Below are 12227 nucleotides of genomic sequence, written 5' to 3' on the forward strand. Positions count from 1 at the left end.
CTAAGCCATTGACATTGCCTGCTGTAATGGTATCTGTTTTTCCTAAAGATAAATCAGACATCAGACGAAAGACACCATTTTCTCCATTGATGGTACTCACTTTGAGGGTGCGGGGAGAGAAGGGATCGTGAATTCTGGGACAATTATCATTGGGGCAATAAATCCCAGAGGTATTTGGAGTTGCATATTTGGCAAGATCAACAAAAGAAAATATTTGACTACCTTTAGCATTTGAGGAAGTATCAGGGACAAAGGAATTTGAAATATCAAGAACACTGATTTGGGAACTATTAGTCATATACCATTTAGCACCATTTAAAAGAGTGAGATTAGCAGAAGCATTGTTTGAAATTTTTCCCATAAAAAAAGATTCAGGATTGGTTAGGTTCATAGCAAATCTTGATCCTACTCCTACCTTGATGTCACCTTTGAGTTGAATGATATTGTGAATATTGATTATTTTATTTGCAGGATCAGAATTGATATAACCGTTTCCGTATCTTTCAATAAACAATATGGTTCGTGATGAATTTACTGGTATTGTATTATTGACATCTACAAATAAATTCTTAGTAAAAGAAAAAGAACCTCGTGCATAACCCCCTGCTGCTCCATTTTCGACAAATGCACCCCTGCCGATAGAAGAATTATCTTTTGCCAAAAATGTGGTATTGACATTAAATGCGATATTGCTTTGACCTGTATTCCAATCTTTATAAAGAAATGCTCCCCATTGATAGCCTGAAAATTTGGTACCATCTAAAAAGAAATTTAAATCTCCATCACCCTGAAATGTAATGTTTGAACCATTGCCTCGTAAAAATGCCGCAAAAAACCAATTATCAGGAAAATTCTTTGTGGGTAAAAAATCAATATTAACAACAGCTTTGTTATTGATTTGCATATTTTCATCGGGCAAAATACCTCCTGGCCAAGCTTCTTCTTCAAACAAGATGTTTGTATCTTTATCATAAACAGCAGCGTTTAAGTAAAGAGGCTTGAAAAGAATAAATGCAATAATGATGATCAAAACAATGCGCATTCTTTCTTTACCTACTCGATCCTTAAAATTTTATTCAGATTCATAATTAGAGGAATGAAAACAAATTTCATTCCATAAGTTAAGTATATTTTTATGCATAATCGATTTTGTTTCCATTTACTAAAATAATCCAGTGATGATAATGAAAAAATACGGTTTATAATTTTTATCTGTAGCCTAATTTAGTCAATTTAATTTTACTTTGTAATCAAACTTTAGTAGAGTTCTAGCTGTAAGTCTTTTGTTGAAGTTGGAAATGGATGCTTAGCAAGAATGAGATTTTTAAATTTAAAGTCAGTTTGAAGGAGGCGATGAGTTGATATATATCAAGTTTTGCAAATGGGATTCGATATACAATTTTTGCCAAGCATTTTTGCTATATCAACCCCGAAGGAGACTATATGACTTTGATACAAAAAGGCTTATCAAGAAGAGATTTTATTAAGGCTGCAGCTGTCGCTTCTGCTGCATCAAGTGTGGGTATCGCAATTCCTACATCGCTGTCTGCAGAAGCTGATACTGCTCAAAAAAATTGGAAATGGGATAAGGCTGTCTGCAGATTTTGCGGAACTGGGTGCGGGATTATGGTCGCTACAAAAGATAAAAAAATTGTAGCTGTCAAGGGGGATCCCGAAGCTCCTGTAAATCGAGGTTTGAATTGTATTAAAGGTTATTTTTGTGCCAAGATTATGTATGGTGAGGATCGACTCACACAACCCCTTTTGCGCGTGAATGCCAAAGGTGAGTTTGACAAGAAGGGAAAATTTGTTCCGATAAGTTGGCAACGCGCATTTGATGAGATGGAAAAACAATTCAAAAAGACTTATGGCGAAATGGGACCTAAGGGCGTCGCATTAATGGCAAGCGGTCAATATACCATTCCAGAAGGTTATGCGTCTGTTAAACTGATGAAAGCTGGGTTTAGAAGCAATATGATTGACCCGAATGCTAGACATTGTATGGCAAGTGCAGTTATTGGGTTTATGCAGACTTTTGGAATTGATGAACCTGCAGGTTGCTATGATGATATTGAACTTACTGATACTGTGATTACTTGGGGATCAAATATGGCTGAAATGCACCCCATACTTTGGAGTCGCGTGACCGATAGAAAACTTAGCAATGCTTCTAAAGTAAAAGTTGTTAATCTCACAACTTTTACCAATAGAACCTCCGATCTTGCTGATATTGAGATTGTTTTCAAACCCTCTACTGACTTGGCGATTTGGAATTATATTGCTAGGGAGATTGTTTATAATCATCCTGAAGCGATTGATAAGCATTTTGTTCAAGAACACTGCGTTTTTAGCACAGGATTTGTCAATATCGGCTATGGAATGAGAAATGATCCCAACCATAAAGGATTCAATCCCAAAGAAAAAGAAGTTGTTGCCAAAGAAGTCAGCAAGTCTTTAAGTGAAAATGAGGCAATTTCTCTTCAATATTTAGGTCTTAAGGCTGGGTATGAAATGAAAATGGACAATGCTTCAAAAGCCGATGCCCATTGGGAAATAGGTTTTGAAGATTTTAAAAAGGCTTTGGAACCTTATACCTTAGATTTTGTTGCCAAACTCGCAAAAGGAAATGAAGATGAAAGTTTGGAAGATTTCAAAAAGAAACTTCAAAGCCTTGCCAATCTTTATATTGAAAAAAATCGAAAAGTAGTGAGTTTTTGGACAATGGGATTCAATCAACATCAAAGAGGTTCGTGGGTCAATGAGCAAAGTTATATGGTGCATATGCTTCTTGGCAAACAAAGCAAGCCTGGTAACGGAGCATTTTCGCTTACTGGACAACCAAGTGCGTGCGGAACTGCTCGAGAAGTAGGAACTTTTTCTCATCGTTTGCCTGCTGATATGGTGGTTGCCAATCCTAAACACCGAGAAATTGCAGAAAAAATTTGGAATTTGCCTAAGGGTACTATTAATCCAAAACCCGGATCTCCATATTTGACGATGATGAGGGATTTGGAAGATGGCAAGATAAAATGGCTTTGGGTGGCAGTAAATAATCCTTGGCAAAATACTGCAAATGCAAATCATTGGATAAAAGCTGCGCGTGAAATGGATAATTTTATTATCGTGAGTGATTGCTATCCAGGCATTAGTGCTAAAGTGGCTGATTTGATTTTACCTACGGCGATGATTTATGAAAAATGGGGTGCTTATGGAAATGCTGAGAGAAGAACACAGCATTGGAAACAGCAAGTTTTGCCTCAAGGAAATGCGATGAGCGATACTTGGCAGATAATGGAATTTTCTAAACGCTTCAAAATTAAAGATGTTTGGGACAAAGATTATGCAGATTTGGGTATGAAATCTGTTTTAGCAGAAGCTAAGGCAATGGGATATAGTCCTGAAGATTCTTTATTTGACATTCTTTTTGCAAATAAAAATGCTAAAAAATTTACCACAAAAGAAGAATTGCTCCAAAATGGAACGTTGAATTCAGAGGTTTTTGGTGATGAAAGGAATGTTCTTGGGAGCGATGGCAAGCCATTTAAGGGATATGGATTTTTTATTCAAAAATACCTTTGGGAAGAATATAGGAAGTTTGGAATCGGACACGGACACGATTTGGCAGAATTTGATGTTTATTACAAGGTTCGCGGCTTAAGATGGCCAGTTGTTGATGGCAAGGAAACCCAATGGAGATTTAATGCTAAGTATGATCCTTACGCTAGAAAATTCGGTGATGGCAAAGAATTTGCTTTTTATGGCCATAAAAATGCTTCCTTAGCTAAAGGGGATTTGTTTAAGGCATCTGAAGAAAAAGTTTCTATTCACAATAAGGCGAAAATATTTTTCCGTCCTTATATGGATCCTTGTGAAATGCCTGATAAAGAATATCCAATGTGGCTTGCTACAGGCAGGGTGCTTGAGCATTGGCATAGTGGAACAATGACGATGAGAGTTCCCGAGCTTTATCGTGCAGTGCCTGAAGCGTTGTGTTATATGCATCCTGATGATGCCACTAAAAACAACTTCAAACAAGATGAAGTGATTTGGGTGGAAAGCAGACGCGGAAAAGTAAAAGCAAGGATTGATACAAGGGGAAGAAATAGACCTCCTAAAGGTCTTGTTTATATCCCTTGGTTTGATGAAAATGTTTATATCAATAAAGTCTGCTTGGACGCAACTTGTCCGTTGTCTAAACAAACAGATTTTAAAAAATGCGCCGTAAAAGTTTATAAAGCTTAAGGGTTAAATATGGGCTTTGATGAAAGCAGACGCAGAAGCTTGCTCAAAATGACTCAAGCAGCAGGAATGCTTGCTGTGGGCGGTTTGATATGGAGCGCTTATATCTATGAAGCGAAAGCTACAAGTCTTTTGTTGCTTCCGCCTGGAGCTAAGCAAAAAGATGAGTTTCTTAAAAGTTGTATTAAATGCGGTATGTGTGTGGAGGCTTGCCCTTATTATACGCTTAAGCTTGCCAAGCCTTTGGATAATCTTCCTGTGGGAGTTCCTTATTTTACCCCTAGAGATATTCCTTGTTATATGTGTAAAGATGTTCCTTGTGTCAATGTATGCCCTAGTGGTGCATTGGATAAAGAGTTGCTTACAGATAATGGGCGTTTGGATGTCAATAAGTCTAGAATGGGAGTAGCCATTGTTGATACAAAAAATTGCATTGCGTATGCAGGTATCCAATGCGATGCGTGTTATCGGGCTTGTCCTTTGATTGATAAGGCTTTGTATCTTGAATACAAAAGAAACGATCGGACCGGCAAGCATTCCTTTTTGCTACCAATGGTGGATAATGATGTTTGCACAGGATGTGGAAAATGTGAGCGGGCGTGTGTCACTGAGATTGCTTCCATTACGGTCTTGCCTCGTGATGTTGTGCTTGGAAAAATGGGTACGAATTATATCAAGGGTTGGGATAAGCAGGATGAAAGCCGTTTAAAAGACGCTTCCACTCAAATAAACAAAACATCAAAAGATAAGGCAACTGATTATCTCAATAGCGGTGGAGATCTATGATGAAATATCGTTTTTTGATACTCAGACGGGTTGTTCAAGTGGGAATTTTAGTTTTATTTTTTGTAGGAAATTTTTCTTGGGTGAGTATTGCGGGCAAGAATTATGGAGTTTATCAGGGAGATACGAGTGTTTTTATTGAAGATTCTAGAAACCTTGCTGCAGGGGAGAGTAAAATTACAAATCGTGCAATGCATTTTTTTCAAGGCAATTTGAGCAGCTCTAAAATCTTTGGTGTTATTCCGATGAGTGATCCGCTTGCAGTAGCCCAGCTTTTTTTGGCAGGGGGCGCATTGGCTTTAGACATTTATATAGGGCTAATTGTTGTACTTGTAATTTATGGATTGTTTTTGGGTAGGGCTTATTGTGCTTATGTATGCCCTGTGAATTTGGTGGTTGATTTTGCAGCGTATTTAAGGAGAAAGTTTGGGTTGAATACTTTGGTTAAGCAAATTCATATTGGAAGAAATGCTAAATATGGGATTTTATTTTTGACCTTAGTGCTTTGTTTTATTTTTGGCATAGCTGTTTTTGAAATGATCAGTCCGATTTCAATGCTTCATCGAGGGATTGTTTTTGGAATGGGTGCGGGTTTTTTTGGAATACTGGCAGTGTTTTTATTTGATTTTTTGCTTTTAAAAAATGGTTTTTGCGGGCATATTTGTCCTTTGGGGGCAACTTTTAGTCTGATTGGGAAATACAGCATTTGGCGTGTGAAATATAATTTTGAAAAATGTACACAATGTATGCAGTGTGTGCAGATATGTCCTGAAAATCAGGTTTTGCATAATGTCGGCAGAAAGAGTGCTGTGATTGATGGAATGGCTTGCATTAAATGCGGCAGATGTATTGAGGTGTGCAATGATAATGCGCTCACTTATGGAATAGCTAACTTAATTAAAAGGAGACAAAATGAAGTTTAAAATATTGGGCTTAATAGTAATGGTTGGGTTGATGGCTGCTTGTTCATCAGAATCAGGTGGGATTGAAGATGAATCTTTGGGTCTTAGAAAAATTCCTGTCCAAGATGAAAAAGATGTCAAATTGAATGATTATCAATATAGCACTTCCCCTGCAGGCGAGAGTCAAAAGATTGAACGTTCTTATGAAAATGCTCCGCCCTTGATTCCTCATGATACTGATGGAATGCTTGATATTTCTCAAGACAATAATATGTGCTTGAGTTGTCACGCTCCTGATGTTGCTAAATCTGTTGGGGCAACTCCAGTGCCAAAATCCCATACTTATGACTTGAGAAATCATAAAGCGATTAAAGATGGGATAGCAGAAAGCCGTTATAATTGTACTCAGTGCCACGTGCCTCAAGCAAATGCAAAACCTTTGGTTAAAAATAGCTTTAAACCTGATTTTACAAGCGAGGGGGCAAAGTCCAAATCTAATTTGTTAGATGTAATCAATGAAGGTGTAAAATAAATGCCCTTCAAGCGTTTTTTTAAATCCAAGACTAAGGAATTGCCTGTTTTTTTGCCCTACCAAAGGGCATCAAATGATTTTTGCAACGAATGTTTTGGAGAATGCACAAGTGTTTGTAAAGAAGAGATTATTATCAAAAAAGTAGGCATTCCACCTTATTTAAACTTTAATACAAGCGGTTGTGTATTTTGTAAAAAATGCGCACAAGTCTGTTATGAGACTTATGGGGAAGAGAGCGTTTTAGATCCTTCTTTGGAAGATAAAATTCAAGCCTATGCTAGAATTGATGTATTGAGTTGTTTGGCTTATCATCAAGTGATTTGTTCCTCTTGCAGAGATCGATGTAAGGATGCAATAAAATTTAGCGGGATGTTTTACCCTGAGGTTTTGGAAACTTGTACAGGCTGTGGGCTTTGTGTGAGTGTATGCCCGAAAGATTCTATAAGTATTTTAGCTCGGGAGTAAAGATGAAGGGTTTATTTGTCTTATCAGTGTTATGTTTATTTCTGTTTTCAAAGGAATTTTTGCCTGATTTTATTTTGGAAAGCGATTCTAGTATTTCTTCTCTCAATCTTTATAAAGACAATATTTATATTCCTCAAAATGATGGTTCTGTGAGGGTTTATGATTTGGTGCGCAAAAAATTTGTACATCGTTTTGTTTTGCCTGAAGTGATTGATTTTTTTGGCGAAAAGAAAAAACCTAAAATTTATAACTCCGATACGCTTGATGGGCAGAATATATTGGTTTTGAGTGAAGGCGGCAATGGAGGTAGAGAATTGAGGATTTTGTCTCCTTCGCAAAATAAAGTTATTTTTGATGAGAAAGATAAACTTTCGATTTCTAAGGCTCTTTGGGTTGATGAAAATAGGATTTTATTAGGTTTTATGGGAAATGAAATTGCTTTATATGATTTGAAATCTCAAACTTTTGTGTATAAAATTCATCCAAGCACGGCTTCATTTTCTGATCTTATTTTGAGTGAAGACAAGAAATTTGCGTATTCTACTGCTGAATCGGGAGTTATTTATGTTATTGATACGTTGGCAGGGAAGATTATTAGTAAATTAGAAGGTGTAAATAAAGACAACAATTACCAGCTTGCAAGTGCTAAAAATATTGTTTTAAGTGCAGGGCAAGATAGAAAAATGGGCATTTATAAACTTGGAAAAGACACAGGTATAGGGGTAGAAGGAAAGTTTTTGGTTTATTCTGTCGGTATCAGCAAAGATGCAAGATATGGTGCTATGATGTATGATGAAGAGGGCAGTATTGCCATAATTGATTTGAATTCTTATAAAATAAATGCGTTTTTAAAAGGCGGGAATTGTATTGTCAATACGATTTTATTTTATCATCAAGAAGTCATTGCAAGCTGCGATGGAAGAAAAATATTTTTTTGGAATTTGAAAGGAATACAATGAATATTTCAAGCATTATTGTTAAAGTGGATTTGAATCATTGGGAGAAAGTTATTTCGGATTTGAGGCTTCTTGATGGCGTTGAGGTGCATATTTGTGATAAGGAAAGCACGATTATAATCTTAACCATTACTGCTGAAGATGTTGGGAAAGAAATCGCCCGTCTTAAAGATATTGAACAAATTCAAGGCGTATTGAGTGCAAATATGCATTACAGCTATTCTGAAGAAGAGTTTAAAATCCTTTCGGCACAAGAGGTTTCAAAAAACATTGAAAAATCAGAAGATGCCAAAGAAATTCGATATAAAGGAAGCGTAAGTTCTTGGTTGGGAGAGTAGAGAAAATTTGTAAGTGCAATAAAGCAGAATTTTTCCTAGTGGGGCAGAACGCAGATTGTGGCAATAGCAATAAAATATGATCTCTCACACATTGTGTGGGGTTATCAAAACAATTAATTATTGTACAAAATTTATTCATTTTCAGATTATTTTTTGATTGGCTAAGTCTTTGAAGAATTGATAAAAACTTTGGTTTGTTATCAAGGTTTGGGTATTATTTTTAAAGAAATCAGACTTGTTTATAAAGGGGTTTTTGAATCGATGAAATTTGTTTTATTGGCGTTGGGAGTTATATTTTTAAGCGGTTGTTCAATTTGGAACATCCTTGAGGGAAAAATTTCTCGCACTGATTGGGAAATACAAAAAATAGTTGTGGATGGGAAAGAATATCTTTCACCCCAAATGTTGAAAGCTCAAGCTATCCAAGATTTAGAAACGAAAGAGGAAAAAGTGACAGAGGAGGATAAAGATCAAAGTGCTTCAAATGAAGATTTATCCAAAGATAGAATTAGTGAAAATACGGCTTTGCCAAAATCATCAGAAGATCCAAAGAAGCAGACTCCTGATGAGGAATTTTTAAATATTAAAGAAGTTGCTACAATGGTTTTTGATCAGTCCCAACATCGAATTTATGGAATTGCAGGTTGTAATAATTACTTTGCTAGTTATACTTGGAAAGATAGCCAACATCTTGAGATTGCAAATTCGGGTATGACAAGAAAACTCTGTCATCCTGATGAATTGATGAGTTTTGAGCTCCGTTTGATGAGAAATTTTAATGGATTGTTCAATGTCAAAAGAGAGAAATCTTCGATGGTATTAGATAATGGTAAAATGCAGATATATCTTCAATGAATACGGTGCGTGAAATCATTTATTCGGATTTTCAAAACAAGGGGTCAAGATTTTTAGGATTTTTGATACCCCGCAAGCTTTTTGAAATCACTTTAAAAGATTTAAAAAACTCTCATTCTAAGGCGGTTCATTTTGTATATGCCTATCGATTTGTCCAAAGCAATCAAATTTGTGAGCGTTTTAGCGATGATGGCGAACCTAGAGGAAGTGCAGGGATGCCGGTTTTGAATGTTTTGAGGGGAGAGGATTTGGCAGATGTTGCAATGGTGGTTGTACGCTATTTTGGAGGCGTTCTTTTAGGGGTTGGAGGGCTTGTGAGGGCTTATGGAAAAAGTGCGCTTTTATGTGTAGAATCGGGCAAAAAAAAGGAAGCAATCATTCCTTTTGAATTTTGCAAAAGTATTTTTTTGGAATGTCCCTATCCTTTGCTTGGAAGAGTGGAATATTTAGCAAAAAAACTTTCTGTTACATTGGAAAAAGAAGAATTTTTGGAAAAAAGCATTCGGTTGAGGATTTTTGGGAGCCTGAAGAATGTGGATACTTTTTTGAGTGAATATGAGCAGGATTTGAAATTTAGGAGTTGAGATGGAATTTTTAAGCCAATATTATTTATGGATTAAGGCGCTTCACGTGATTGCCTTTGTTTCTTGGATGGCAATGCTTTTTTATTTACCGCGTCTTTTTGTCTATCATATTGAAAATTCTCAAACGCAAGACTATGTAAAGATTGTCAAGCTTCAAGAAAGAAGACTTTATTCTTTTATCGGTCAGCCTGCTATGATACTTACTGTGATAACAGGGGCACTGATGATAAGCATTCATCCCGAGCTTTTCTCAACTGGAGGTTGGCTGCATTTGAAATTATTGTTTGTAGTTATATTGCTGTTTTATCATTTTTTATGCGGGCATTATGTAAAGACTCTTGAATATGGGGTATGTAAAAAAAGTGGAAAATTTTTTAGGATTTTTAATGAGGTGCCGACATTATGTTTGATTGTAATTGTAATTTGTGCGGTTACTAAGTCATTTTAGGAGATGTGATGGCAAAATTGTGGGGTGGAAGATTTGGTGCAGAAAGTAGCAGTTTATTGGATCGTTTTAATGCGTCAATAGGGTTTGATCAGCAGCTTTGGAAATACGATATAGAGGGTTCTAAAATTCACGCTAAAATGCTTTTAAGCATTGGAATTTTGAATGATGAAGAGTATTGCAAGATTATTGAAGGGCTTGTGCACATTGGAACTCAAATTGAAAAAGGTGAATTTGAGTTTAGAATTTCAGATGAAGACATTCATATGGCAATTGAAGCAGCTCTTACTGATCTCATTGGAGAAGCAGGCAAAAAACTGCATACAGGGAGAAGCAGAAACGATCAGGTTGCTTTAGATTTTAGGATGTATGTTTTGGATCACAATCAAATCATTAGGCGTAAGATTTTAAATCTAATGGAAGCTTTACTCAAAATTGCACAACTCCATACTGAAACCATTATGCCCGGAATGACACATCTGCAACACGCCCAACCTATTAATTTTGGGTTTCATATGGTGGCTTGGTGTGTAAATTTTAAAAGAGATTACGAACGTTTGAGCGATAGCTATGAGCGCAATAATTTTTTGCCTTTAGGAGTGGGGGCAATGGCGGGCACTCCTTATGGGACCGATCGTGAAATGATGGCAAAAGCATTAGGTTTTAAAGCACCCACTTTGAATGCGATGGATACGGTGAGTGAGCGAGATTTTGCATTAGATTTGCTTTATGATATTTCAATGTTATTTATGCATATTTCTAGGATTGCTGAGGAGCTTGTGCTTTGGAGTAGCTATGAGTTTAAATTCATCACACTTTCAGATGCCTATTCTACAGGAAGTTCCATTATGCCTCAAAAGAAAAATCCCGACGTTCCTGAACTTTTGCGCGCCAAAAGTGGTAGGGTTTTTGGGAATTTAATGGCACTTTTAAGCGTGATGAAAGGATTGCCCTTAGCATACAATAAAGATACGCAAGAAGACAAAGAAGGGGTATTTGATAGCGTTAGCACGGCTTTGATTTCTTTGGATATTTTACAAGAAGTTATTGCTACAATGAATATTCATCCTGAAAATATGCTAAAAATGGCTAAAATAGGGCACTTAACTGCAACGGATTTGGCAGATTTTTTGGTTAGAAAAAATAAACTTCCTTTTAGAGAGGCACATCAGATTACAGGTAAAATCGTTGCATTTGCTGAAGAAAAAGGTGTTGATATCAGCGAGCTTGAAGAGGAAGAGATTTTTACCCTTGCATCTTTAGAAATTTCAGGAGTTAAGGAAGTTTTAAATTTAAAAACATCAATGAACGCCCGCGACAGCTTTGGGGGAACAGCTAGTAAAAGAACTTGCGAGCAGATAGATATTCTTCAAAAATGGATAAAAGAGCATAAAAATGGATAAACAAAAACAAATCATAGAAATGTTTGACCAAATAGCACCTACTTATGATAGTGCTAATCGTATTTTGAGTTTAGGGATTGATGTAAAATGGAGGAAAGAGGCTTGCAAAAAGGCTTTTGAATATGCGCCTGATTTAAACAAGGCAGTTATTTTGGATGTTGCTTGCGGTACAGGAGATATGATTTTGCATTGGCGTAAAAATGCTTCTGGATTTGGCAAATCAATCCAAAAAATCATTGGTATTGATCCTTCAGAGGGTATGCTTGAGATTGCTAAGGAAAAACTTGAAAAATATTTGCAATCTCAAGAAGTGGAGTTGTTGTTAGGGGAGGCCAAGAATCTTAAGGCAGTAGAATCTGAAAGTGTTGATATTCTTTCTATCGCTTATGGTCTTAGGAATGTCGTGGATCTGAAAGAGGCATTGCAAGAATTTGCACGAGTTTTGAAAAAAAATGGAATTTTAATAGTGCTTGAATTTACAAAAAAAGAAAAAGAGAATTTTTTGGATAAAATAACAGGTTTTTATACAAAAAAAGTACTTCCCTTAATCGGGGCGGCAGTATCAAGAAACTATAAGGCTTACAGATATTTGCCCGATTCCATAGGAGAATTTTTGAGTGTTGAGCGGCTTAAGGAGGAATTGAACAAGGTTGGGATTGAGACCAAATTTGCCAAGACCTATAGTGCAGGTATTTCGACTTTACTCATCGGGATGAAACGATAAA

Annotated in this window: 13 protein-coding genes; 12 read left to right on the forward strand and 1 reads right to left on the reverse strand. The window is 36.4% G+C overall.

Going from position 1 to position 12227, the window contains the following annotated elements:
* Positions 1 to 1042, reverse strand: a 1042-nt coding sequence (locus tag BKH41_RS05780; RefSeq protein WP_143428712.1) for a hypothetical protein, incomplete at its 3' end; no start/stop codon positions are given.
* Between the two features lie 401 nt (positions 1043 to 1443).
* Here BKH41_RS05780 and napA point away from each other — a divergent pair.
* The 12 genes from napA to ubiE all read left to right on the forward strand — a co-directional run bounded on the left by napA (position 1444) and on the right by ubiE (position 12226).
* Positions 1444 to 4242, forward strand: a complete 2799-nt coding sequence (gene napA / locus BKH41_RS05785) for a nitrate reductase catalytic subunit NapA (RefSeq protein ID WP_095297909.1) — start codon at positions 1444 to 1446, stop codon at positions 4240 to 4242.
* A gap of 9 nt (positions 4243 to 4251) precedes the next feature.
* Complete coding sequence (napG, locus tag BKH41_RS05790; RefSeq protein WP_095297911.1) at positions 4252 to 5025, forward strand: ferredoxin-type protein NapG; 774 nt, start codon at positions 4252 to 4254, stop codon at positions 5023 to 5025.
* Complete coding sequence (napH, locus tag BKH41_RS05795; RefSeq protein ID WP_257875424.1) at positions 5025 to 5945, forward strand: quinol dehydrogenase ferredoxin subunit NapH; 921 nt, start codon at positions 5025 to 5027, stop codon at positions 5943 to 5945. The genes napG and napH overlap by 1 nt, the downstream gene beginning before the upstream one ends.
* Positions 5935 to 6456, forward strand: a complete 522-nt coding sequence (locus BKH41_RS05800) for a nitrate reductase cytochrome c-type subunit (RefSeq protein WP_095297915.1) — start codon at positions 5935 to 5937, stop codon at positions 6454 to 6456. Before napH ends, BKH41_RS05800 begins: the two co-directional genes overlap by 11 nt.
* On the forward strand, positions 6457 to 6921 hold the full coding sequence (locus tag BKH41_RS05805) for a 4Fe-4S binding protein (RefSeq protein ID WP_095297917.1): 465 nt from the start codon (positions 6457 to 6459) through the stop codon (positions 6919 to 6921).
* A gap of 2 nt (positions 6922 to 6923) precedes the next feature.
* Complete coding sequence (locus BKH41_RS05810) at positions 6924 to 7880, forward strand: WD40 repeat domain-containing protein (RefSeq protein ID WP_143428713.1); 957 nt, start codon at positions 6924 to 6926, stop codon at positions 7878 to 7880.
* Positions 7877 to 8215: a chaperone NapD gene (locus BKH41_RS05815; protein WP_095297924.1), complete on the forward strand. Its 339-nt coding sequence runs from the start codon at positions 7877 to 7879 to the stop codon at positions 8213 to 8215. Before BKH41_RS05810 ends, BKH41_RS05815 begins: the two co-directional genes overlap by 4 nt.
* A gap of 261 nt (positions 8216 to 8476) precedes the next feature.
* A complete protein-coding gene (locus BKH41_RS05820) occupies positions 8477 to 9070 on the forward strand; it encodes an META domain-containing protein (protein ID WP_143428714.1) in 594 nt (197 codons plus the stop codon).
* Positions 9071 to 9075: 5 nt separating this feature from the next.
* Entirely contained in the window at positions 9076 to 9654 is a 579-nt protein-coding gene (locus BKH41_RS05825) for a YigZ family protein (RefSeq protein WP_180762754.1), read from the forward strand.
* A gap of 1 nt (position 9655) precedes the next feature.
* Complete coding sequence (gene hemJ, locus BKH41_RS05830) at positions 9656 to 10102, forward strand: protoporphyrinogen oxidase HemJ (RefSeq protein WP_095297930.1); 447 nt, start codon at positions 9656 to 9658, stop codon at positions 10100 to 10102.
* An 8-nt stretch (positions 10103 to 10110) separates the two neighbouring features.
* Positions 10111 to 11502, forward strand: a complete 1392-nt coding sequence (argH, locus tag BKH41_RS05835) for an argininosuccinate lyase (protein ID WP_095297932.1) — start codon at positions 10111 to 10113, stop codon at positions 11500 to 11502.
* Positions 11495 to 12226, forward strand: coding sequence for a bifunctional demethylmenaquinone methyltransferase/2-methoxy-6-polyprenyl-1,4-benzoquinol methylase UbiE (gene ubiE, locus BKH41_RS05840; RefSeq protein WP_095297934.1), 732 nt, complete (start codon positions 11495 to 11497; stop codon positions 12224 to 12226). The genes argH and ubiE overlap by 8 nt, the downstream gene beginning before the upstream one ends.
* Position 12227: the final 1 nt, after the last annotated feature.

This window comes from Helicobacter sp. 12S02232-10, assembly GCF_002272895.1.
GTDB lineage: Bacteria > Campylobacterota > Campylobacteria > Campylobacterales > Helicobacteraceae > Helicobacter_J.